A 23,981-nucleotide genomic window follows, 5' to 3' on the forward strand; every position below is an offset into this window, starting at 1 on the left:
ATAACCGGGAGAGAATCACCCATGTCGATATTGTACGACGAAGGCCAGCAGGCCATAGCCACCGAATCCCGCCGCGTCCTCGACGCGCGGATGGACAAGGCCCGCCTGCTCAAGCTGCTCGAGGAAACGGGCAGCCACGACCAACCGTTCTGGGACACTGCGGTGGAACAGGGATGGACCGCGCTGGCAATCCCCGAAGAGTTCGGCGGCCTTGGGCTTGGTCTGGTTGAACTGGGCCTGGTTGCTCAGGCTGCCGGTGCCGCCACCTCGGGCGCGCCATTCCTGACCGCGGGTTATGGCCTGTCCTCGGCTCTGCTCCAGGGCGGATCGGATGACCTAAAGTCCGCCTGGCTGCCGCGCCTTGCCGCTGGCGAGGTCACGGCCGCGATCGCTTTTGCCGAAGGCAACGCGATCCTGCCGGCAAGCCCGTCGGTTACCTACGTCGACGGCAAGCTCACCGGCACCAAGCCCGCCGTGGTCGGCGGCGCCAAGGCCGACGTTGCGCTGGTTTGGGCAAAGGGTCCGAACGGTCCGGTGCTGGCCGTGGCGGAATTGGCCGGGGCCGCGCGCAACCCGCTCAGCAGCTACGACAACACGCGCCTCCATGCCGATCTGGCCTTTTCGGGAACGCCGGCGACGCTGGTGGCGGAAGGCGCTGCGGCGCAGGCCCTGGCGCTCGACGCGCTGGCGCGCATGGCGGTCGTCACCGCGCACGAACAGGTTGGCGGCGCCGAGGCACTGCTGACCATCGCGCGCGACTATGCCGTGACGCGCAAGGCCTTCGGCCAGCTCATCGGCGCCTTCCAGTCGATCAAGCACCGGATTTCCGAAATGTACGGCCTGGTGGAGATCGCCCGGGCCAATTGCATCCATGCGGCTGCCAGCGAAGGGCAGTCCAATTTCCTGATCGCCGCCGCCGATGCGCGGATTTCGGCAACCGAGGCCTATGACACCAACGCCCGCGACTGCATGCAGATTCACGGTGGGATCGGGGTTACGTGGGAGCTCGGCCTCCACCTTCACATGCGCCGCGCGCGCAGCCTGGCGGCGGAACAGGGCAACCTCCTGTTCTGGGAAGACGTCCTTGTGAACCAACTGACCGGAGAAGCGGCATGATCGAGATCGAAGACTTCCGCCAGAAGGCGCGTGCCTTCCTCGAGACGATGGCGCCGAAGTACGGCCGCGCCGCGCGCGAGGGCAATACGATGGAGCAGGACCTGGCGCTGGGCCGTGAATACATGGCCGCGCGCTATGACGCTGGCTTCGGCGGCATCAACTGGTCGCCCGATGTCGGCGGGCAGGGTCTCTCGAACATGCACAAGATCGCCTACGACGCCGAAGAAATGCAGTACGGCATGCCGGTGCAGTTCTTCGGCATTTCGCTGGGCATGCCGGTGCCGATCCTGATGGCCTATTGCCAGGACAAGGCCTTCGTGAAGGAACGGGTCCTCAAGGCGCTGCGCGGCGAGGAGATCTGGTGTCAGCTTTTCTCCGAACCGTCGGGCGGCTCGGACCTTGCCGCGCTTCGTACGCGGGTCGAACCGGACGGCAACGGCTGGCGGATGAACGGCCAGAAGATCTGGACCAGCTGGGCGCAATATTGCGACTACGGCGTGATCGTCACGCGCAGCGATCCGACCGTCGAGAAGCACAAGGGGCTGACCTACTTCTGGCTCGACATGAAGGCACCGGGCGTCGACGTGCGGCCGATCAAGCTGGCCGGCGGCGACAGCCATGTGAACGAGGTGTTCTTCGATGACGTCCGGCTTGAGGACGAACAGCGCCTCGGTCCGGTTGGCGGGGGCTTTGGCGTCGCGCTCCACACGTTGATGATCGAACGCTACATCGCAACCGACAGCGCCGGATTCGGCCCGCACCTCGACGAGTTCGTCAAGCTGGCCCAAGGAACCGAGATCAACGGCAAGCCGGCGATCGAGGACGGCCGGGTGCGGTCGGCGATCGCCCGCAACCACGCCATGCGCGCCGGGCTCGATTCGATCACCAAGCGCGCCTTCCTGATGATGCAGGCGGGCATGCAGCCGGGACCCGAAGGCAGCCTGCAAAAGCTGGTCGCGGTGCGGAGCCGGCAGAAGCTGTCGGAAATGGCGATGGACCTCAAGGGCAACGAGAGCTTCGCCTTCGATCCCCACGCCTACGTCAAGACCGACTGGGGGGCGAGCTGGCTCAACGCGCCGACCGGACGCATCGCCGGCGGTTCGGACGAAGTGTTGCTCAACACTATCGCCGAGAAGATCCTCGGCCTGCCGCAGGATCACCGTCCGGACAAGGGTGTTCCTTTCAATCAGATCCCGGCCTGAGCCGACCGGATGACCGAAAGCGAAGATATTGCGGAAATCCGCCGCGCAGTGCAGGCGCTCTGCGCGGAGTTTCCAGGCGATTACTGGCGCGAGAAGGACCGCGAGCGAGCCTATCCGGGTGAGTTCGTCGATGCGCTGACCCGCGCCGGCTTTCTCGCCGCGCTGATTCCGGAAGCATACGGCGGATCGGGCCTGAAGCTCGATGCAGCGGCGGTCATCATGGAGGAAATCCAGGCCGCCGGCTGCAACGGGGCGAGCGCGCACGCGCAGATGTACATCATGAACACGCTGCTGCGGTATGGCAGCGAGGAGCAGAAGGCGGCCTACCTTCCGGGCATTGCCGACGGATCGCTGCGCCTGCAGGCCTTCGGCGTGTCCGAGCCGACCAGCGGGACCGACACGCTGTCCTTGCGCACCGTGGCGGTGCGTGACGGCGATCATTACGTGGTGAACGGCCAGAAGATCTGGACCAGCCGCGCGGAATATTCCGACCTCATGCTGCTTCTGGCGCGGACCACGCCGCGCGATCAGGTGAAGTCCAAGACCGAGGGCCTGTCGATCTTCCTGGTCGACATGCGAGAGGTCGTTGGGAGCGGGCTGACGATCAAGCCGATCCGCACGATGATGAACCACTCGACCACCGAGGTGTTCTTCGACGACATGCGCATTCCCGCTTCCAGCCTGATCGGCGAGGAAGGCAAGGGCTTTCGCTACATCCTGTCGGGCATGAACGCGGAGCGCATTTTGATCGCGGCCGAGTGCGTCGGCGATGCCAAGTGGTTCATCCGGAAGGCGACCGATTATGCCAAGGACCGGTCGGTTTTCGCGCGGCCGATCGGCCAGAACCAGGGCGTGCAGTTCCCGATCGCGCGCTGCTATGCCCAGATGTGCGCGGCCGAACTGATGGTCCACCATGCCGCACAGGTTTACGACCAGGGCGGCAACCCGGGCGAAGAGGCCAACATGGCCAAGCTCTTGGCCAGCGAGGCCAGCTGGGCCGCGGCCGACATGTGCGTCCAGACCCACGGCGGCTTCGGCTTTGCCGAGGAATACGACGTGGAAAGGAAGTTCCGCGAGGCGCGGCTCTATACCGTGGCGCCAATCAGCACGAACCTGATCCTGTCCTATCTGGCCGAGCACGTGCTGGGCCTGCCGCGCAGCTACTGATCGATCAGCCGCGCTCGCCAGCCCGGCATGTATTGACGCAGGATCATCGCAGATCCGCCGTCCATCAGCGCGTCCACCGCGTCCAGTTCGGCCGCAACCCGTTCACGGGCCGGAGCGCCGTGACGCTCGTCGAGAATGACAGCGAGTGCGGCATGAGCTCCGGCCTTGAACTGGTTGGTGCCCGAGACCGAGCAGCTCGCAATAGCCTGCCGGGCCAGGGCTTCGGCCTCGTCGAGCCGCCGCGCCACCACTAGGCACCAGGCAAGCTGCGCCTGAGCCGCGCCGGTCCACTGCATTTCGGTCCGCTGGGTCATGGCAACGGCCTGCTGTGCTGCGCGGACAGCGGCCTCTCCGTCGCCGGCCATCCGGTGCGCAATTGCGTGCGAGAAACTGTCATAGAGTACCAGAAGCTGCGACCCCAGCGTTTCGGCGATTTCACGCAGCCGCCGGGCATAGTCGCGCGCCGCCGCCCCGTCGCCGCGCCATTCGGCACACTGGGTCATGCCGTACAGTGCCCACCCGGTCAGTTCGGGCGTGCCTTCCTGTTCCGCAAGGTCGATGGCGGACTGGAATTTCGTCATCGATTCCTCGAGCATTCCCGCCCAGCTCAGGAATATCCCGCTCATGAAGAGGAAGAAGGCGTGGGGATCGATTCCACTTTGCCAGTATTCGCGGGGCAGGGGATCAGGCCACAATTCAAGTGCCCGCCTGCATTCGGCAAGGCCGCGTTCGTCCTGTCCGGTGTGGCTCAGGGAATCGAGGAACAGCACCATGGCCAACGCGCGCAAATCTTCCATTCCCGGACGGAATGCCGCCTCAAGGTTGCGTTCGGCCAGCGCCGCATAGCCGGTGGCATCGCCCGCCGCGCAGAGATTGCGCGAGTGGCACAGTGCCAGCACCAGCCGCATCTGGTCCTGGCCGATTGCGGCTGCCAAGGCATCGCCTTCGGCCAGCACCGCATCGGCCTTGGCAATGTCGGGCTTGCCGGCGCGGTAGTTGAAATTGAGCAGGTTGATGTAGGCATCGAACGCCATGGCGAAGTCTTCGGGCGTCTCGAGCCTGCCGCGAGAAAGCTCGCGCACCTTCTCCCAGTGGCGTAGCGAAGCCTGGAAGTCGGTGCGCACCACGCGCAGCGCGGCATCTCGATGGCGGCGCGCGGCGTTCATCGCTTCGCCGGCCTCCTCCCAGTGCATGGCAAGGGTGGCGGCGTTTTCCTCGATCAGGTGCGGCTCCTGCCGCTCCAGCGCTTGGGCAACACGGGCGTGCATGTCGCGACGATCGTCCTTAACCAGGCTTTCGTGCGCCATTTCACGGGTCAGCGGATGCTTGAAGGCATAGATTGCGGCGGGAAAGGCTGCCTGTTCGACAATGAAGGCGTTGCGGCGAAGCTGGCCCAGCACATCGGCCATTTCGGCACCGGTAAGTGCAGCCACTTCAGCGACCAGCGGCTCGGGAAAGGCCATGCCGATCGTCGCTGCGATCTGCAGCACACGCCGCACCGCCGGTGGCAGCCGGTCGATGCGGGCGGCGATGACAGCCTTGACCGTCGGTGGAACCTCAAGCCCGGTATAGCTTGCGGAAAGACGGTGCTTGCCGCGCTCACCTTCGATCTTGCCGGTTTCGACAAGGGTGTGGACGATCTCTTCGACGAAATAGGGGTTGCCCTTCGACAAGTCGGCGATGGGCGCGGCGAGAACACCGAGGCTGGGATCGTCGCCCAGAAGATCGTCGAGCAGCCCGCCGATTTCCGCATCGCCAAGCGGGGCGAGGGACACCTGCCGGCAATTGCTGTTCTGCATCCAGTCGACCCGGAACTCTGGCCGGTAATTCAGCAGCATCAGGTTCTGGACGCCGTCACGCGCCTCGACCAGTTGCTCGAGCACGCTGGCGCTGGCTTCGTCGATCCAGTGCAGGTCCTCGACGATGATCACCGTCGGGCGGTCCAGGCTGTCGAGCCGGATAAGGTGGCGCAGCATGCCGACGAGCTGGCGTTGCCGTGCCTCGGGGTCGAGGCTGACAGGCGGCGCGTTCGGGACCGGATAGCCGATGAGGTCGCTGATCAGCGCGGCCGATTGCGTGAGGCCGGTATCGATCGCCACCAGGCGTCGTTCGATCTTGGCGCGGGCGTTGGCCGGCTCATCCTTGGCGACGATGCCGAAGAAACTGCGCGCCAGGTCCATGATCGCCAGCAGCGGGGCCTGCTGGCCCGACTGATCGGCACTGCCGGTGTAGACGGGAATGGCGTGGCTGCGACAAAGTTCAGCGAATTCGAAACACAGGCGGCTCTTGCCGGTACCCGCTTCGGCCATGATGCCGATGACCTGCCCGGTGCCCCCGGCCGACATTTCGAGGCCCTGCATCAGCAGTTCGAATTCCTCGCCGCGTCCGACGAAGCGTGTAAGACCCCGCGCGCGCGAGAGTTCGAAGCGGGTGTGGGTTTCGGCCTCGCCCGCCACTCGAAAAGCGCGGGGGCTGATCTGTTCGAGCCGGAGATAGCCGCCCGCCACCTTGGCCACGGCGCTTCCGATCACGACCGATCCGGGCGCTGCCAGCATCTGCAGTTGCGCCGCGCTGTCGAGCGCCAGGCCCGCCGGGGCCGACGCACCGGCACTTGCAATCACCGGCCCGCTGTCGAGCCCGCAGCGGACCCTGGCAGACAGGCCCTGCGGCAAGTCGACCTCACCGGACTGTTCGATCAATGCCAGGGCGGTCTGCACCGCGTGCAGCGCGTCGCGCTCGTTCTGCTGATCGAGCCCGAACAGCAGCGTGGCCCCACTGCTGCCGGAAATGACGTGCGGTTCATAGGGCGCGGCCAATGACGACGCCTTGGCTTGAAGGTCGCGCACTGCCTTGTCCCAATCCTCGGGATCGAGGTCATAGACATCCCCCTCGAGGGCGAGTGCCGCGTTAAGGACGGTCACCTGTCGACGTTCCGACGCACTGCGCAGGGGCGCTATCGCTACCGGAGCCGCAGAAGCCGGCGTGCCGCGCCGCTGCGTCAGGTGACGGCGAATGTCTTCCACCAGATCGCGCCAGACACGGTCGCGGCGGTCACCCCGCCAGCCGATCAGATTGGCGCTTTGCGTCAGTTCGAACATGACCGGGCGCAGACAGTCCTCGATCATCAGGGGGATGAGCGTGCCGTTGCGCAGGGCGACCGCCGCTTCCGAGCGGACCCACCGTGAACTGACCGAGCGCGGCGACCACAGCACCACCACGGCCTCGGCCTCGTTCAGCGATTGCTCGGTGATCGCGTCCCAGTTGTCGCCGGTGCGCAGCGTGGCGTCCCACCAGACGTCGAAGCCTTCGGACGCCAACCCTTCCGCAAACAGGCGGGCGTGCGCCTGGTCCTGGCGGTTGTAGGAAATGAAGACTTCCGGCACGCCCCGCGATCTCCCTATTCGCCCGATACTTGCATTGCCGCGCAATCTGCGCAAACCTTTGTTCCGGGATTTTGCGGATCGGGTCGCACAGTACCGCCGACAGGAAACCCATGCAGCGGGATCTGGCCGGGGCGGAGCGGGGGGCAGGGCGTGGCGACCAGGACCATTGCGATCTTCGGCGGCGGCGTTGCGGGACTGAGCGCCGCGCACGAATTGGCCGAACGCAGCGGGCATGGCGTCGATTTTTCCATCCATGTCTATGAAAAGCGGTCACATCAACTGGGCGGCAAGGCTCGCTCGATTGCGGTACCCCACTCAGCCCGGGATGGACGCGATCCACTGCCGGGCGAACACGGCTTTCGCTTCTTTCCGGGCTTCTACCGCCACCTGCCCGACACCATGACCCGCATCCCGAGCGAGGGAACCACGGTGTCAGACTGTCTCGTCGTGGCCGATCGGATGGAAATCGCTCGGACCGGTGCCGAACCGATCGTGATTTCGGCGAGGTTTCCCCATTCACTCGACGACCTTCGCATCGATTTCGAGGCCCTGTTCGCCGACTCGGGCCTGCACCTTGGCGAGGCGCGGTTCTTCGCCGAACGGCTTTGGCAGGTCCTTACATCGTGTCAGGACCGGCGCCTCGCCGAATACGAGAAGATCACGTGGTGGGATTTCCTTGGCGCCGGGCAACGGTCGAAAGCGTACCAGAACCTGCTGGTCAGCGGCTTGTCGCGGTCCTTGCTGGCCAACGATCCCATGTACGCCAGCGTGCGCACCGTCGGCGATACCAACATCCAGCTGATCCTCGGCATGGTTTCACCCGCGCGGCCCACCGACCGGCTGCTCAACGGCCCGACAAGCAAGGTGTGGATCGAGCCGTGGCGCCGGCATCTGGAAGGGCTGGGCGTCCAGTTCCATCTCGATACCGCCGCGCTGTCGTTCGGGATCGAGAACGGCGCCTGCACCGGGGTGGAGGTCATAGAGGGCGTCACCCACCAGACGGTTGTGGCCGATGCCTATGTCTTCGCCCTGCCGGTCGAACGGATGGCAAAAGTCCTCAAGCAAAGCGAAGCGCGCCCCGATGCGCCGCTCAAGGCCGACGCCATTCTCAACGGCGTAATGGAGGTGTGCGGCAACGTGCGCTGGATGAACGGTATCCAGTTCTTCCTGTATCGCGACGTGCCGATCACGCACGGCCACCTGCTGTTCGCCGACACGCCGTGGGCGCTGACCGGCATCTCCGAGGCGCAGTTCTGGTCGGACGAGCACCTGCCGGCCTGCGGCGATGGCACGGTTGGCGGCATCCTTTCATTGTGCATTTCGGACTGGGACGCGCCGGGTCCGCTCTATGGCAAGCCGGCGAAGCATTGCACCCGCCAGCAGATCGCCGAAGAAGTCTGGGCCCAGGCCAAGGCCGCGATCAACGTCGGCGGCAAGGTATTGCTGGAAGACTCCAACGTCCACAGCCACTTCCTCGATCCCGACCTTGCCAGCCATCCCGATGCCGAGGTCAGCCTGACCGATGCCGAGCCGCTGTTCGTCAATTTCATCGGCAGCTGGGCGCAGCGGCCCCCTGCCGTACTTCCGACACGCAACCTGATGCTGGCGTCGGACTATGTGCAGACCTATACCGATGTCGCCTGCATGGAGGCGGCCAACGAAGCCGCCCGCCGGGCGGTCAACGGCGTTCTGGCGCTGTTCGGTTCGACCGCCGATCCTTGCGAGCTGTGGCCGCTTCACGAACCGGCGCTGCTGGCGCCATTTCGCTGGCATGACCAGCGCCGCTTCGACCAGGGCCTGCCCTGGGATGGGCACATCCTGTGAAAGGCCCTGCGATGAGCGATCTTCCATCTTACGTGACCCGCCCCGGCGAGGCGGTCCACCTGCAGCCGTTCCAGTGCGCCAACACCCAGATGTACGGTTTCTACCTGCGCGGCGACAAGGCGGCGATCCAGCAGCGGCTGGTCGACCCCGTGCTCAACACGCCGACCGACGGGGGCATCACGTTCCGGGCCATCTCGGACCTTGTCCTGTTGAGTTTCGCCATGGCCAACCGCTGCACTTCGACGCTCGCCCCCGACAGCCGGTTCGGTTGGGTCCCCGAAGGATCGTGGACGCTGTGGGTGCCGGTTGTCACGGTCAAACGCGAACTGGGAATTGAAGTCGCCCAGAGCCTCTATTTCTATCCCGCCTATATCACGGTCGACAACAGCTGGTCGGTCGCTGCGGGGCGCGAGATCTATGGCTTTCCCAAAGGCTACGGCCCCGTCGAACTTCCTTTGCAGGGCCAGCACGGCCTGCGCTTTGCCGCCTCGACCCTGGTGATGGAGCGCTATGGCCCCGATAGCGAGGGTCAGGTTCGTCCCGTGATCGAGGTGACGCAGACCGAAGCAGGCACTGCCGCCGGGGCAGTCTGGCAGGACATCGAGGACGCGGTCGGAGCCATCGCCCACCTCCTGACCGGATCGGGTGCGCACCTGACGCTGCCCGGTCTCAACTTTGCGCACGACCTGGCGCGCCTGGCACGCGAGGAAGAGGTGCCGGGTGTGTTCCTCAAGCAGTTCCGCGACGTCGCGGACGGAAGCAGGGCCTGCTACCAGGCCATCGTCGCGGCCGGCTCTTTCGTCGACCGGTTCAATGGCGGGGGGCTGCTGACCGGCACTTTCGAGGCCACCATCGCCGATTTCGACAGCCATCCCATCGCACGCGACCTCGGCCTCGCGCCCGGTGCGCAGCGGCTGGAGTTTCCCTTCTGGGTCAATATGGACTTCACCATCGGGCAGGGCAGCGAACTGTGGACAGCGGGGCAGTGACCGAGGCATCGCCACAGCGCCGGAAGAAGATCGCCGTGATTGGCGGCGGTGTGGGCGCAATGACTGCCGTTTTCGAGCTGACCGAACAGCCCGGTTGGCAGCAGCGGTACGAGATCACCGTCTACCAGCTTGGCTGGCGCCTCGGCGGCAAGGGGGCCAGCGGGCGAAACCAGGCGCGCAACGACCGCATCGAAGAGCACGGCCTGCACTTCTGGTTCGGTTACTACGAGAACGCCTTCAACCTGATCCAGCGCGTCTATGCCGCGCTCGACCGGCATGCGGGTGCGCCGCTGGCCACCTGGCGGGACGCGTTCAAGCCGCACAGCCTGTTCATCCTGATGCAGTTCTACGAGGCGAAGTGGTCCGAATGGCACCTCTCGCCCCCGCAGATGCCCGGAGTCCCGGGGGACGGAGAGGTCCCGCCATTCTGGCACGCGGTCGATCGCCTGCTCGAACTGCTGCACATCCATGTCCAGACCACCATGCCCGGAGACATGCACGACGCCCTTCACGAACATCACGGGCTCAAGGCCTGGGCGATCTGGGCGCTGGAAAAGCTGGGGGTCGAGCTGGTCCGCGGCGTCGAGGCGATCGACTTCCGCGCCGCGCGAGAGGCGGTGCAGCGCGTCGCCGCCAACCCGCAAGACGATGGCGCGCATGCGCTGCTGCACGACGCGGTGGCCGCGCTCGAACATTTCGTTGCGCGGATTGCCGAGACGGTACACGCCCGCTTTGCCGCGATGATCGAACGCGACGTCGAGGCGATCCCGATCCTTCGACGCGCGCTATCGCTGCTCGAACTCGGCTTCTACATGTTCAAGGGCATCGTCGTCGACGATGTGGCTCGCAAGGGGTTCGACCAGCTCGACGGCATGGACCTGCGCGAATGGCTGAGCAGCCACGGCGCCGGGTCGGCGGCGCTCGATTCCGATGCGCTGCGCGTTGCCTACGAAAGCATCTTTGCCTTCAGCCGCGGCTCTTACCAGCTGCCCGACCTGGCTGCCGGCACGGGACTGCGCGGGTTGCTGCGTCTTAGCGGGACCTACAAGGAGGCCTTTGCCTACAAGATGCAGGCCGGCATGGGCGACACGATCTTCGGCCCGTTTTACGACGTTCTTGCGGCCCGCGGAGTGGACTTCCAGTTTTTCAGCGCCTTGCGCGAAATAGTGCCTTCAGCCGACGGCACCCGTATCGAGCAGCTGGTGATCGGCCGCCAGGCGCTGGTCAAGAAGGGTGAGGCCTACGATCCGCTTTACGAGGTGAAAGGCCTGCGCTGCTGGCCCAGCGCACCCTTCTTCGACAAGCTCGAACAGGGCGACGAGATCGCCAAGCTCAAGCCCGGCCTGGAATCGCATTGGTGCCAGTGGCCCGACCGGCGGACCGACCGGCTGCTCTGCGGCGAGCACTTCGACACGGTGATCCTCGGCACTTCGATCGGTCCGATCCCGACCTTCGGCAAGGCGCTGATGGATCAGAAGCCGCCGATCAGGGCCATGGTCGATCAGGTCGAGGCGATCGGTACCCAGGCCTTCCAGATGTGGACCCGGCCCGACGATGCGGCACTGCGCCGCGCCCACAACGGCGAAGAAGTCGAGAAGACCGGCGTGCAGCCGATCTACGGCGGCTTTGCCCAGCCGCACAACACCGTGGCCGACATGTCGCACCTGCTCGAGCGGGAGAACTGGCCGAGCGACGATCCTCCCGGGGCGATCTACTATTTCTGCGGCCCCCTGGCGCTGAAGCCCGAGCTTCCGCCCCGATCCGACACGTCCTATCCGCAGGACCAGGGCAGCGCCGCCGGGGTTCGCGCGGCGGAATGGATGCGTAGCAACCTGCAGTTCCTGCTTCCGGGGTCGATGTTCCCCGGCTATCCGGCGAGCTTTCCCGTTACGCTCGATTTCAGCATGCTCTACAGCCGCAACTGGCAGCAGATCCCTGCCAGCGGCAATTTCGACGACCAGTTCTGGCGTGCCAACGTCGATCCGTCGGAGCTCTATGTCCTGTCCTGCCGCAAGACCACGCAATACAGGCTCCATTCGGGGGATACGGGCTATATCAACCTTGTGTTCGCCGGCGACTGGACGCGTACCGGCCTCAATTACGGCTGCGTCGAGGCGGCGGTCATGTCGGGCATGGAAGCATCGCGCGCGATCTGCGGCGCGCCCAAGATCATCTTTGGCGAAAATTACCCGCTGCCGTAACCCTGCTCAGACCGGCACGGCGATCTGCTTGCCGCCGAAGACCGCCTGCCAGCTTTCGAGTTCGGCCACGACGATATCGTCGGCCGCGTGCGCCAGTTCGGTGACCTCGCCATAGCCCACCGCCGAGGGCGGCGCACTGGCGAGGATGTCGATGCGCTTGGAAATGCCATCGAGCTTTTCGGCTGTGACTTCCGAAATCTCGCCGAACCGTTCGAAATCACCGAAATAGCGCACCCCGGCGACGCCCGCGCCAAAGGTCGGGAAGGCGACGCCAAGGACAGTGAAGACTTTCGACAACTTCTCGAAGACATAGGGTGAAATCGCGCCGGCCGATTCAAAGCTGCGCAACACGAGGTAGAGCGTGACCGCGCCGACGGCGAGCTGGAACAGCCCTTCGGACAGCACGTCGAGCCGGTGGTGCACAGTCGCGAGGCGCTTGGCCTTGCCGAAATGGTAGTCGCGCTGGCCGCGGACATGGCTCGCCAGGGGGCCGAGCAGGACATCGCGGACATATTGTGCGCTCATCGCCATGCGCGGCAGGCCGACCTCGCGCAGCACCTGGCGCACGTAGAATTCGGGCCAGCTGGCGTCGGCGCCGTGTGGCCAGCGCCCCGGCGGCCGCGAGACGCCCAGGATCATCATCAAGGGTGCGTGGCGGAAATATTCGGCAACGCGGCGCGTTTCGAACCAGCGCGTGTGGTATCGCCGGCGCTGTCCGACGATGGTGATGATGAGGATGCCGCTCAGCAGGACGAGTTCGGCCAGCGCGAACATCCATTTGTCTTCCACGCCGACGAAGGGAAGGTACATGATGCCCGCGACGATCGACAGGCTCGACAGGACGAAGTTGAAGGTCATGCCGCCGCGGTAGGCGTCGGACAGGTGCGCCGAGATCCCGTCGCTCCACGCCGCGCGCCGCATCACCTCGGCGCCGATCCGTTCGACCAGGCCCGTGTCGGCGCCGGGCAGCGCTGCTGCTTCGCACAGAAAGGCGCTGCCGCTGCCGGTCTGGATCTGCTCCGGCCGTTCGTATCGCTGGCGCAGCGACCGCAGCCGCTGACGCATGGTATCGCCGCCGAACAGCGCTTCGACCCGCCTGTAGCCGTGGGCGAGCGGATTGCTGGTGCCATGCCAGCGTTCGCGCAGCAGGGCGGTAAACCCGGGCTGGGCTTCATCGGACCCGGGATCGAGCGCGGCATGGACCAGTCCGGTGAGGACGGCAACGCGATCGTCCGTCGGGGGATCGATGGCTACCGTGGTGAGCGCTTCTGGCGCCAGCAGGATGCGCCACCGATCGGGACGCGACGGGTCTATCCAGATGACCGGCGAACCCAGTTCGAGCGCGACAGCGATGGTGTGCCCGGTGCCGCCGACGTGGGCAGTCGTGGCACCATCCCATACGCCGATGACAAGGTCCGACTGTTCGATCAGGATCCGTCCGGCCAGCGCGACCCTGCGAGACGTTTCCGCCGCAAACAGCGAGGCCAGCGTCGCGTCTTCGGGCTTGTCGAGCTTGGCGAGGAACAAGCGGGCGATCTCCTCGTCGGCATCGGCCAGCGAAAAGACATGGGCCTTGTCGGACAGGTCGCGGATCTCGGCGGCGTGCGACTGGGTCAGCGGATCAAGGGCATCGTCGCCGGCAAGCAGTCGCCGGGCTTCGGCAGGATCGGTGGTCAGCGAATTGATCGCGCGATTGAGCCGTCGTCCGAAGGGCAGGGGGGCGACGATCTCGTAGCCGCGCTCCAGCCCGAAGCGGGTCGCCATGCGGTCGGTCCCGTCGGCCAGCAACGTATGGAGGCGCGTCGGAGCGAATGGGCCGACCGCCGCGTGACTGGGCGCCGAAACCGCCGCCGCTTCGATGATGTCGAGAATCTCGCGCATGGTCGCGGCAATCGCCGGTTCGTTCGCCGCAAAGCTTCGGTGGCCTGCACGGTGGCCTGTCGCCCCCAGCGCAAGCCGCACCCGTGGCGGCGGCGGTACGGTCACGTCGGTATCACGCATGCGGGCCGAGTGTGCAGGAGTTCACAGGCGCCCGCAACCGTTGAGATTCGCGCCATAACCGGAAACATCGGTTTCCGTTTGCCCCTGTCGCTGCGGCTTGGACCAGCAAGTGGCAGCAGCGCGAGCGCTGGCGATTGCATGCCGAGCCATTCGCCTACTAAACCGGCGCTGCTGGCAGGAAAAGAAATCGAACGGCGCAAGCGGAATGCGTCGCGGCTATCGGCAAGCTTGCGATTCGCCGATCCGCCGTTCAAGTCCGGTGGGTAAAGGAGTACAATGCCACCACGTGCCGACACGATGACCCTGACGCATCTTCAGCGTCTGGAATCCGAAGCGATCCACATCATGCGCGAGGTGGTGGCGGAGGCCGAAAGGCCGGTGATGCTCTATTCGGTGGGCAAGGATAGCGCGGTCATGCTGCACCTGGCGCGCAAGGCGTTCTATCCCAGTCCGCCGCCGTTCCCGCTGCTGCACGTCGACACCACCTGGAAGTTCAAGGCCATGTACGACCTGCGCGACAGGATGGCGCGCGACAGCGGGATGGAGCTGCTGGTCTACCAGAACCCCGAAGCCAAGGAACGCGGCATCAACCCGTTCGATCACGGCGCGCTGCACACCGACATGTGGAAAACCGAAGGGCTGAAGCAGGCGCTCGACCGTTACGGCTTCGACGCAGCCTTCGGCGGCGCGCGCCGCGACGAGGAAAAGAGCCGCGCCAAGGAGCGAATCTTCTCGTTCCGCACAGCCAGCCACGGATGGGACCCGAAGAACCAGCGGCCCGAGCTGTGGAACCTCTACAACGCGCGCAAGCACAAGGGCGAATCGATCCGCGTGTTCCCGATCAGCAACTGGACCGAGCTTGACGTGTGGCAGTATATCCAGCTCAACGATGTGCCGATCGTCCCGCTCTATTTCGCGGCCAAGCGCCCGACTGTGGAGCGCGACGGCATGCTGCTGATGGTCGATGACGAGCGCTTTCCGCTGAAGCCCGGCGAGGTTCCCGTCGATCGCTCGATCCGCTTCCGCACCCTGGGTTGCTATCCCCTGACCGGCGCGGTCGAGAGCGAGGCTGCGACCCTGTCCGAAGTGATCCAGGAAACGCTTCTGACGACCACCAGCGAGCGCCAGGGCCGCGCCATCGACAAGGACGCGGGTGGTGCCGGCATGGAAGTCAAGAAGCAGCAGGGGTACTTCTGATGGCGGATGCCGACGCGATCTACCGGACCGATGCCCTCATCGCCGAGGATATCGACGCCTATCTCGATGCGCACCAGCACAAGACCATGCTGCGCTTCATCACCTGCGGATCGGTGGATGACGGCAAATCGACGCTGATCGGGCGGCTGCTCTACGATTCGAAGATGATCTTCGAGGACCAGCTGGCCGCGCTGGAAAGCGACAGCCGCAAGGTTGGCACGCAGGGACAGGAGATCGACTTCGCGCTGCTGGTCGACGGGCTTGCTGCCGAGCGCGAACAGGGCATCACGATCGACGTCGCCTACCGATTCTTCAACACCGAAAAGCGCAAGTTCATCGTCGCCGATTGCCCGGGGCACGAGCAATATACCCGCAACATGGTGACCGGCGCCTCGACTGCCGATTTGGCTGTCATCCTGGTCGACGCGCGCAAGGGCGTGCTGGTCCAGACCCGGCGGCACAGCTACCTCTGCCACCTGATCGGCATCCGCAACATCGTGCTCGCGGTGAACAAGATGGACCTGGTCGATTACGACCAGGCGACCTACGATGCCATCGTCGCCGACTATGCCGGGTTTGCGAAGTCGATCGGCATAGACAGCTTTACTGCGATGCCGATTTCGGGCTTCAGAGGCGACAACATCACCTCCCGCTCGGCCAACACGCCGTGGTATCGGGGGGCGACACTGATCGACCATCTCGAGACGGTTGAAGTGCTGTCGTCGGTCGATGCCGACAAGCCATTCCGCCTGCCGGTGCAGTGGGTCAACCGCCCGAACCTTGATTTTCGGGGCTTTTCCGGCCTGATCTCGACGGGCACGGTCAAGCCGGGCGATGAAGTGCGGGTGCTGCCTTCGGGAAAGACCAGCACGGTCTCGCGCATCGTCACTTTGGACGGCGACCTCGATCAGGCCAGCGCGGGCCAGTCGGTCACGCTGTGTTTTGCGGACGAGATCGACTGCTCGCGCGGGAATGTCATCGCCTTGGCCGATGCGCCGCCGCAGGCGGCCGATCAGTTCGAGGCGACGCTGGTGTGGATGAACGACGATGCGATGCACGTCGGGCGCGCCTACTGGCTCAAACTGGGGACCCAGACGGTTTCGGTCACGGTCCAGCAGCCCAAGTACGCGATCAACGTCAACACGATGGAACACGTTGCGGTCAAGACGCTCGAACTCAACGCTATCGGCGTGGCCGAGATCTTCACCGACAAGCCGATCGTGTTCGAACCCTATGCCGACAATCGGGCCTTGGGCGGGTTCATCCTGATCGACAAGCTGACCAATGCGACGGTCGCGGCGGGCATGATCCATTTCAGCCTGCGCCGTGCGCAGAACGTCCACTGGCAGCCGACCGACCTGACCCGCGAAGACCACGCCCGGATGAAGAACCAGGCGCCCCGCGTGCTGTGGTTCACCGGGCTGTCGGGGGCCGGCAAGTCGACCATCGCCAACGCGGTCGAAATGCGGCTCAACCTGATGAACCGCCACACCTTCCTGCTCGATGGCGACAATGTCCGGCACGGCCTCAACAAGGATCTCGGCTTCACCGAGGCCGACCGCATCGAGAACATCCGCCGGGTCGGCGAGGTGGCGCGGTTGATGGCCGATGCCGGGCTGATCGTGCTGACCGCCTTCATCAGCCCGTTCCGGGCCGAGCGCGAAATGGTCCGCAACATGCTGCCCGAGGGCGAATTCGTCGAGATCTTCGTCGATACGCCGCTCGAAGTGGCCGAGGCGCGCGACGTGAAGGGCCTCTACAAGAAGGCGCGATCGGGCGAGCTCAAGAACTTCACCGGGATCGACAGCCCCTACGAGGCGCCAGAAGCGCCAGAAATCCGGGTCAACACCGCGGACATGACGGTCGACGAAGCGGCCGAGCACATCATCCGCCAGCTCATGCCGTTGAAGTAAGGGCGGCGCAATGGGCATGACCGACGCCGAACTGGCCGCGCATCTGGCGACCGTCGCAGGAAAGCTGCTGCTGACCGTGCGCGAGAGCGGAGTTATCAGCGGCAAGGCGCTCGGCATAGCGGGCGATGCCACCGCCAACCAGTTCCTCTGCCATGCGCTGCGCCAGCAGCGCCCCGAAGATGCCGTGCTCTCCGAAGAGGAAAATGACGACCTGTCCCGCCTGTCCGCCTCGCGGGTGTGGATTGTCGATCCGGTCGATGGCACCCGTGAATACGGCGAGGCGCGGCCCGACTGGGCAGTCCATGTCGGCTTGGCGATCAACGGTGAAGCCGCAGCCGGTGCCGTCGCTCTGCCAGACGCCGGCGTGGTGCTGCGCAGCGATCGTCCCGTCGACGTCCCGCCCGCACCAAGGCAATTGCGCATCGTGATCAGCCGCACCCGCCCTGCCGAACAGGCCGTGGGGCTCGCCGAAGCCCTCTGCGCCGAGCTTGTGCCGATGGGCAGCGCCGGTGCCAAGGCGATGGCAGTGATCCGCGGCGAGGCGGACATCTACCTTCATTCCGGCGGGCAGTACGAATGGGACAATTGCGCGCCGGTGGCCGTCGCCCGCGCCCACGGCCTCCATTGCAGCCGGATCGACGGCAGCGCGCTTGCCTACAACCAGGCCGACACCTTCATGCCCGATCTCCTCATCTGCCGGAAGGAACACGCCGACCGGGTGCTGGTGGAGATTGCCCGGCTGTCTCGAGGTTGAGCGCGGACTGGCGATCAGACGGTCTTGGGGAAGAGGGGCCTCAGGTTACGGATGGTCAGCCGCGAGCCGCCAAAGGCGACCATCAGATGGGCCGCCGCCACGCTGACCGGGATCGCGAGCCAGACGGGCAAGGCAGCCTTGTGGATGGCGAGGACGATCGGGGAGTGGATCGCGTAGAGCGGAAAAGATAGGTCGCCAAGCCAGACCAGCGGACGCAGCAGCATCGCGGGCGGATTGCTCAGCGCGCAGACCAGGATCGTCATAGCAAGGGGGGCGATCAGCCAGTCGGGCGGCGAAACGAGAAGGAGCGCCGGCAGCAGAAGGACGGGCCAGAACGGCAGGGCCGGAGCGTCGCGAAAGTGGCGATAAAGGACGATGCCAAGGCAATAGGTGCACAGCGCCCGCGGGACGGCCCAGAGGAAGTCACCGGTCAGCGTGCCGCTATGCCAGTGCGGCGCCCATGCCAGCATCGCGACATAGGCGGCGAACGAGAGTGCCAGCAGTCCAATAACGCCAAGGCGGCGGACGATGACGTGCAGCGCGTTGACGGCAAGCTCTATCACGACCGACCATTGCGGACCGTTGAGAGGAAAGGGCGCCAGCGCCAGTACCGGCACCGGCAACCACAACAGCATCATGAAATAGCGGGACAGACCGGTTGTCGGGGCCAGCAGCAGATAGCCCAGCGTCGCACCGATGGCGAGGACCGGCCAGAGCCGCCGGATCCGTGCCCGCAGGAATGCAAGGCCCGACATCCCTTCGGCAAGGCGGCCCTCGTAGGTCCGCGCCATGACGTAGCCCGACAGCGCGAAGAAGACGTCGACGGCAATCCACGGCCGGCCCTGCTCGGCCCCATCGCGGGCGAGGAAGCAGTGACCGACGACGACCAGCAGCGCCGCCAAGCCGCGCAGCGCATCCAGTCCGGGCAACCGTTTTGCGGCATTCTGCATGCGTTGCCCTCGCCAGGATAGGATCCTGTCAGGCTAGTCGCAGAATGGTTGAAAAGTGGTGGAGGCGCGGGAAGGCCTTTACCCGCCTTCGCGCAGGCCAAGCAGCGCCATGGCCGCCTTTGCGGCTTCTCCGCCCTTGTTCTTCTGGCCGGGATCCGCGCGGACCAAAGCCTGTTCCTCGTTCTCGACGGTGAGGATGCCGTTGCCGATCGCCAGGCCGTCCATCGTCAGGGCCATGATGCCGCGCGCGCTCTCTCCGGCCACGATCTCGAAGTGGTGGGTTTCGCCTCGGATGACGACGCCGATTGCGACATAACCATCGTAGCGGCCGGTCTCGTCCAGAACCGCAATCGCTCCGGGAATTTCGAGCGCGCCGGGCACCGTGACGACATCGACATCATGCCCGGCCGCCTTCAGCGCGGCTTTTGCGCCCGCCACGAGCATGTCGTTGAGATGGTCGTAGAACCGTGCCTCGACGATCAGAAAACGCGCCATGGTCGGTCTCTCCGCCTCAGACGATCGCGCGCTCGCCAACGATGTTCAGGCCATAGCCTTCCAGCGCCACCAGCGAATGATGCGTGTTGGTCAAAAGGACCATGTCGTGAATGCCGAGTTCAGCAAGGATCTGTGCGCCCACGCCGTAGTCGCGCAGTTCCTCGACCGGCGCCTCGCCGCCATCGCGCAGGCTCTTCTTGATTTCGATCGTGCGCGACATAAGCCGCTGCATCGGGCGGTTGATCACGACGATCACCCCGCTGCCTTCCTCCGCGATCATCTCCATCGACCGGTTGAGCAGCGAGGCGCGCTCGCCTTCCTCGCCGAACACGTCGGCGAACAGCGACAGCGCGTGCATCCGCACCAGGGTCGGCTTGTCGGGATCGACGTGACCCTTGACCAGGGCCATGGTCTCGTCGCCGGTCGCCTTGTTGTAGAAGGTGATCGCCTTCCACTGGCCGCCCCAGCGGCTGCTGAAATCGAATTCCGCGCGCCGCTCGACCATGCGGTCGTGCTTGCGACGATAGGCGATGAGGTCGCGAATGGTGCCGACCTTGAGATCGTGAAGCCGGGCGAACTGGACAAGGTCGTCAAGACGGGCCATCTCGCCGTCGTCCCGCATGATCTCGCAGATCACCGCCGACGGGTTGAGCCCGGCAAGCCGCGAAATGTCGACTCCGGCCTCGGTATGACCGGTGCGTACCAGCACGCCGCCATCCCTGGCTTGGAGCGGGAAGACGTGCCCGGGAGAGGCGATATCGGCCTTGCCCTTGGTGCCGTCGATCGCGACCGAGATCGTCCGGGCGCGGTCCGCGGCGGAAATGCCGGTGGTGATGCCCTCACGGGCTTCGATGGAAACGGTAAAGGCCGTTCCCAACGGCGTTTCGTTGCGCGGTGCCATCGGGGGCAGATCCAGCTGCTCGCAGCGTTCGCGGGTCAGGCACAGGCAGATCAGGCCGCGCCCGTTCATCGCCATGAAGTTCACCGCATCGGGCGTCGCCATCTGCGCCGGGATGATCAGATCGCCCTCGTTTTCACGGTCCTCGTCATCGACAAGGATGAACATGCGTCCGTTGCGGGCCTCGTCGATGATTTCCTCGATCGGCGCCAGCATCGGCCGATCGTCGTTCGCCAGCATGAAGCGTTCCAGCTTGCCAAGCGTCTCGGCGGTCGGGTTCCAGTGCGGCTGCCCGCAATCGCGCAGCGTGTTGGCGTGAAGCCCTGCGGCCCGCGCCAGGCCGGAGCGAGTCATTTTGCCGTCTTCGATGAGGAGCGCGATTCGATCGATGAGTTCGTTTGCCATATCCCGCCGTGCCACATTGCAATGTTAAGGGCAAGGCGCAATCACATTGCGATGTGAGATTACCCATATGACCTGACTCTCGGGGCGCATGCCAAACGCCAAGGCCGACGGGCGATGCCACAGCTATCGAATGATTTTGGAGGGTTTGGTGGACGCACTAGGGCTCGAACCTAGGACCCGCTGATTAAGAGCTGCAATCAGAGGGTCCTAGCGCATCCGCATGGGTCCAAAAATGGCGGAAATCTGCGATTCATAGTCCGTATTGTTCTTGAAATGTTCGCCAGTATCCAGTACCAAAAGCTACCTAAGGTAGCAGGTACATATGGCGAACAAAGTTGGTTTGACGGATGCTCGGATCGCAGGCTTGAAGGCTCCTGCCACCGGGCAAATTGAGCTTGCTGATGGCATCGTGACCGGGCTCCGGCTTCGGATGGGTGCAAGCGGCATCAAGACGTACATCTTGCGCAAGCGCGTTCAAGGCAAATGGTTGAATGTCACGATCGGCCGACATGGCCCGAGCTTCACTCTTGCCAATGCTCGGCGGAAGGCGCGAGACCTTCTGGTCGATGTTGAGCAGGGCAAGAACATCGCCAGAAAGCCAGGCGCGAAAAGGAAGGGATCGAAGGGCGTCGGGACGGTCGCTGAGCTCTACGAGATTTATTTGTCTCAGCAGATCGAGGGCAAAAAACGGAGCGCGAAGGAGTTCGACCGGGTTTTCCGGAAGTACATCGAACCCGAGCTGGGTGACCGTCTCGCGGATTCCATCACTCGAAGCGACGTGAGCCGCTTTGTCGAGAAGATCGCCTTCGAGCGGGGCAAGGAAACCCTGACGATGGCGCGCATCGTGTATCGCCATCTTTCAACTTTCTACACTTGGGCCCTCACCAGGCTCGAGCATTTGCCAGCCAATCCTTGCCGGGATGCATGGCGTCCGAAGCGAAGTGAGCCTCGCGACCGCGTACTCAGCGATCGAGAGCTCGCCGCATTGTGGCAAGCCGCTGTCGAGGATGGCTATCCGTTCGGTCATCTCGTGCAAATGCTTGTTCTCACAGCCCAGCGCCGGGGAGAGGTGCTCGACGCCACTTGCGACGAGTTCGATTTCAAGGCGAAGGTTTGGACCGTCCCAGGAGACAGAGCGAAAAACGGCAAGGCGAATGTCGTGCCGCTGTCCGCCCAGGCACTCACAGTCGTCACCGACATCTTCGCGGCCGCGGGGATCGCTCCTGACGACGCCCACAAGCAGTCCCAAATTCTATTGGCATCCAAGGTCACCAACACAAACAGTGTCAGTGGGCTGTCAAAGGCCTGGAAGCGGATTAGGGCAAGCGTGGACGAGAAGCTTGGCTATGACGCCGGTCATTTCACCATGCATGACATTCGCCGGACAGTGGCAACCGGGCTGCAGAGGCTTGGAATACCGCTGGTCGTTTCTGAAGCTGTTCTCAATCATCAGTCGGGCTCGGCAATGGCCGGTGTCGCCGGAGTTTATCATCGGCATCAGTACACCAATGAGAAGCGCGAAGCTCTCGCACTGTGGGGCAGGGAGCTTCTCCAACTCGTCGCGAAATATCCGCCGCAGAATCAGGAAGGATGACTGTCCGCACCAATCCAGTCGGCGCGTAGGCGATCCATGCCTGCAACGACGCCTTCAACAGTCACGTTGGAACCGATGAGATCGTCGGTAACTTCCTCGCTTTCGACGATCCAAACCTCGTCCGATTTCGTGGTCAGGATCATTCCGCGTCGTCCGCGGCTCAGCATTCCCGACACGCGTATTCGACCGGAACTCACAACTACCCCCTGCTCAAAAGCGCCAATGACGCAGCACATCGCGCACATAGGCCGGTGTCTCGCCATTGCGTGGGATACCGCCGGCTCGCTCGACGGCGCCAGGGCCTGCATTGTAGGCAGCGAGGGCCAGATGCACTACCCCGAACTTGTCGAGCATCTGGCGGAGATACCGCGCCGCACCGAAGATGTTGGCCATTGGATCGAAGCGATTTGAAACGCCAAGGTCGCGGGCGGTCCCCGGCATCAGCTGACCCAGGCCGGCGGCGCCAGCCTTGCTGATCGACAGAGGATTATACCGCGATTCCGTCCATAGCAGCGCGTCGAGAAGACCACTCGGCAGCGAATATTGAGCCTCGGCAGCATAAACATGGGGAAGGTAGCTTGCCCGTCGAAAGCCTGAGGGTCCGCCAGCTTCGGGCTTTGCATAACGATAGGGAAGGTAGGTCCGGCCTTCTTCGAGAACCGGAGCCCCTGACGAAGCGGCTAGGGGCTGGCGCCAAATCCCATGCTCCACCAGCTGGAAACCGTTCGCCCCCTCGGCAATTCGGAAGCCGTCAGGTCGCAGCTCAGGTGCAGCAGCAGCCATTTCCTCCTGCGCCTGAGCCGGGACGACGAACGCCAATCCCGCCAGCGCGGCTGTGATCGTTGCCCATCTCAGTCTCATATCTCGATTCCTTCTATGGCCGAATCGAGTGAGAACATATATAGAACATCTCATGTAGGAAAACGCATTGGCAGCAGCGCAGAGCGGAGGCTGCGCGGGTGGAGGCATGTCATGATGGAGATGCCCCATGTCCCAGATTCAAGGTCGCGAAACGCTCGAAGCCCGCGCTCGTAAGATCGTCGAGGCGCTGAGCGGGACCTGGTCGCGCTCGCGCGGTATGTGTTGCTGCCCGGCCCACGCTGACCGCACCCCCTCGCTCAGCATCACGCTCGGCAAGCGCGCGATCCTGGTCCATTGCTTCGCCGGCTGCACCAACGAGGCAGTCATGCAGGGCATGGCCAAGCTTGGGGTGCGAATCTCGGGCCTGTTCGACGGGACGGGCGGCCCGGTCGCATCCGCGCCGCGTCACGAAATCGCTGACCGCAACGCGCTGAGACTGTGGCGCGAGGCCTCGCTACTCGCAGGCAGCCCGGCCGAGCGCTACCTTGCCGCGCGAGGCATTACGATCTCATCGTCCGACCTGCGCTTTCATCCGCACATGCCGCTGGGGCCGAAGGGCGCGGTGCGGTTCCTACCGGCCTTGGTGGCAGCGGTACGCAACGACGCCGGTATCCTGGCGCTGAACCGGACGTTCCTCGATCCCGACAGTGACCGCCTCGCCTCATTTGAGCAGCCCAAGCGCTCACTCGGCAGTCCGGGCTCGGGAGCCGTACGTCTGGCATATCCGCGCGATGGCAGGCTCGGACTCGCCGAGGGCAACGAGTCTGCGCTTTCGGCGATGCAGATGTTCGACATTTCCTGCTGGGCGACGCTGGGCAACGAGCGGTTCGGCCTGGTCACGATCCCGGAATCGGTGCGCGAGCTGCATCTCTTCGTTGACAACGACGCCGGTGGTCTCCTCGCCGAGGAGCGCGCGCGTGAAGCCTATGCCTGCAAGGGGCGCCGGATCGTCACCCGGCGGCCCGAGCGACCCGGCGACGACTGGAACGACGTGCTGATGCGCCGGATTCGCGCGGCGGCTTGAGCCAAGC

The 23,981-nt window shown here is 64.6% G+C and carries 18 protein-coding genes; 11 read left to right on the top strand and 7 right to left on the bottom strand.

Annotation, left to right across the window (positions count from 1 at the left end; genetic code table 11):
* The first annotated feature begins 21 nt into the window (after positions 1 to 21).
* Genes B0I00_RS02265 through B0I00_RS02275 form a run of 3 tightly spaced genes read left to right on the top strand, consistent with a single transcriptional unit; the run spans position 22 to position 3,485 of the window.
* On the top strand, positions 22 to 1,116 hold the full coding sequence (locus B0I00_RS02265; protein ID WP_100865722.1) for an acyl-CoA dehydrogenase family protein: 1,095 nt from the start codon (positions 22 to 24) through the stop codon (positions 1,114 to 1,116).
* The gene (locus B0I00_RS02270; RefSeq protein WP_100865723.1) at positions 1,113 to 2,318 is read left to right on the top strand and encodes an acyl-CoA dehydrogenase family protein; all 1,206 of its coding nucleotides are present in this window, start codon (positions 1,113 to 1,115) and stop codon (positions 2,316 to 2,318) included. The genes B0I00_RS02265 and B0I00_RS02270 overlap by 4 nt, the downstream gene beginning before the upstream one ends.
* Positions 2,319 to 2,327: 9 nt before the next feature.
* On the top strand, positions 2,328 to 3,485 hold the full coding sequence (locus B0I00_RS02275) for an acyl-CoA dehydrogenase family protein (protein WP_100865724.1): 1,158 nt from the start codon (positions 2,328 to 2,330) through the stop codon (positions 3,483 to 3,485).
* Here the strand turns inward: B0I00_RS02275 and B0I00_RS02280 are convergent.
* Complete coding sequence (locus tag B0I00_RS02280; RefSeq protein ID WP_198519120.1) at positions 3,479 to 6,868, bottom strand: TIR domain-containing protein; 3,390 nt, start codon at positions 6,866 to 6,868, stop codon at positions 3,479 to 3,481. The genes B0I00_RS02275 and B0I00_RS02280 overlap by 7 nt on opposite strands.
* A 150-nt stretch (positions 6,869 to 7,018) precedes the next feature.
* Here B0I00_RS02280 and B0I00_RS02285 point away from each other — a divergent pair, with 150 nt between their 5' ends.
* From B0I00_RS02285 to B0I00_RS02295, 3 genes are read left to right on the top strand one after another with little or no spacing between them, the layout of a single operon-like run.
* Positions 7,019 to 8,692 carry a hydroxysqualene dehydroxylase gene (locus B0I00_RS02285; protein WP_100866447.1) on the top strand — a complete coding sequence of 558 codons (1,674 nt, stop codon included), beginning with the start codon at positions 7,019 to 7,021 and terminating at the stop codon, positions 8,690 to 8,692.
* A gap of 11 nt (positions 8,693 to 8,703) precedes the next feature.
* Complete coding sequence (locus tag B0I00_RS02290; protein WP_100865726.1) at positions 8,704 to 9,681, top strand: acetoacetate decarboxylase family protein; 978 nt, start codon at positions 8,704 to 8,706, stop codon at positions 9,679 to 9,681.
* Between the two features lie 35 nt (positions 9,682 to 9,716).
* Positions 9,717 to 11,882, top strand: coding sequence for an NAD(P)-binding protein (locus B0I00_RS02295; RefSeq protein WP_269800237.1), 2,166 nt, complete (start codon positions 9,717 to 9,719; stop codon positions 11,880 to 11,882).
* 6 nt (positions 11,883 to 11,888) lie between these two features.
* Here the strand turns inward: B0I00_RS02295 and B0I00_RS02300 are convergent, their stop codons facing one another.
* Entirely contained in the window at positions 11,889 to 13,883 is a 1,995-nt protein-coding gene (locus B0I00_RS02300) for a hypothetical protein (protein ID WP_100865728.1), read from the bottom strand.
* A 276-nt stretch (positions 13,884 to 14,159) separates the two neighbouring features.
* On the opposite strand from B0I00_RS02300, the gene cysD reads away from it, so the two are divergent.
* The 3 genes from cysD to B0I00_RS02315 are packed head-to-tail and all read left to right on the top strand — an operon-like array spanning position 14,160 to position 17,747.
* Positions 14,160 to 15,080 carry a sulfate adenylyltransferase subunit CysD gene (gene cysD, locus B0I00_RS02305; protein WP_232730084.1) on the top strand — a complete coding sequence of 307 codons (921 nt, stop codon included), beginning with the start codon at positions 14,160 to 14,162 and terminating at the stop codon, positions 15,078 to 15,080.
* Positions 15,080 to 16,993, top strand: a complete 1,914-nt coding sequence (gene cysN / locus B0I00_RS02310) for a sulfate adenylyltransferase subunit CysN (protein WP_100865730.1) — start codon at positions 15,080 to 15,082, stop codon at positions 16,991 to 16,993. The genes cysD and cysN overlap by 1 nt, the downstream gene beginning before the upstream one ends.
* A 16-nt stretch (positions 16,994 to 17,009) precedes the next feature.
* On the top strand, positions 17,010 to 17,747 hold the full coding sequence (locus B0I00_RS02315) for a 3'(2'),5'-bisphosphate nucleotidase CysQ (protein ID WP_100866448.1): 738 nt from the start codon (positions 17,010 to 17,012) through the stop codon (positions 17,745 to 17,747).
* A gap of 14 nt (positions 17,748 to 17,761) precedes the next feature.
* On the opposite strand, the gene B0I00_RS02320 is transcribed toward B0I00_RS02315, so the two are convergent.
* From B0I00_RS02320 to ribB, 3 genes are all read right to left on the bottom strand, one after another.
* Positions 17,762 to 18,697: an acyltransferase family protein gene (locus B0I00_RS02320; protein ID WP_100865731.1), complete on the bottom strand. Its 936-nt coding sequence runs from the start codon at positions 18,695 to 18,697 to the stop codon at positions 17,762 to 17,764.
* A gap of 78 nt (positions 18,698 to 18,775) precedes the next feature.
* A complete protein-coding gene (gene ribH / locus B0I00_RS02325) occupies positions 18,776 to 19,192 on the bottom strand; it encodes a 6,7-dimethyl-8-ribityllumazine synthase (protein ID WP_100865732.1) in 417 nt (138 codons plus the stop codon).
* A gap of 16 nt (positions 19,193 to 19,208) precedes the next feature.
* Positions 19,209 to 20,495, bottom strand: a complete 1,287-nt coding sequence (gene ribB / locus B0I00_RS02330) for a 3,4-dihydroxy-2-butanone-4-phosphate synthase (protein WP_100865733.1) — start codon at positions 20,493 to 20,495, stop codon at positions 19,209 to 19,211.
* Positions 20,496 to 20,817: 322 nt separating this feature from the next.
* Between ribB and B0I00_RS02335 the strand changes: the two genes are divergently transcribed.
* Positions 20,818 to 22,089 (top strand): tyrosine-type recombinase/integrase, encoded by a 1,272-nt coding sequence (locus B0I00_RS02335; protein WP_100865734.1) that lies wholly within the window; start codon positions 20,818 to 20,820, stop codon positions 22,087 to 22,089.
* On the opposite strand, the gene B0I00_RS17390 is transcribed toward B0I00_RS02335, so the two are convergent.
* Both B0I00_RS17390 and B0I00_RS02340 read right to left on the bottom strand, forming a co-directional pair.
* Positions 22,077 to 22,397 carry a DUF5818 domain-containing protein gene (locus tag B0I00_RS17390; RefSeq protein WP_332870766.1) on the bottom strand — a complete coding sequence of 107 codons (321 nt, stop codon included), beginning with the start codon at positions 22,395 to 22,397 and terminating at the stop codon, positions 22,077 to 22,079. The genes B0I00_RS02335 and B0I00_RS17390 overlap by 13 nt on opposite strands.
* The gene (locus tag B0I00_RS02340; protein WP_100865735.1) at positions 22,300 to 22,950 is read right to left on the bottom strand and encodes a lytic transglycosylase domain-containing protein; all 651 of its coding nucleotides are present in this window, start codon (positions 22,948 to 22,950) and stop codon (positions 22,300 to 22,302) included. The genes B0I00_RS17390 and B0I00_RS02340 overlap by 98 nt, the downstream gene beginning before the upstream one ends.
* 127 nt (positions 22,951 to 23,077) lie before the next feature.
* On the opposite strand from B0I00_RS02340, the gene B0I00_RS02345 reads away from it, so the two are divergent.
* Positions 23,078 to 23,974 (top strand): DUF7146 domain-containing protein, encoded by an 897-nt coding sequence (locus B0I00_RS02345; RefSeq protein WP_100865736.1) that lies wholly within the window; start codon positions 23,078 to 23,080, stop codon positions 23,972 to 23,974.
* The last annotated feature ends 7 nt before the right edge of the window (positions 23,975 to 23,981 follow it).

Source organism: Novosphingobium kunmingense (genome assembly GCF_002813245.1).
Taxonomy (GTDB): Bacteria; Pseudomonadota; Alphaproteobacteria; order Sphingomonadales; family Sphingomonadaceae; genus Novosphingobium; species Novosphingobium kunmingense.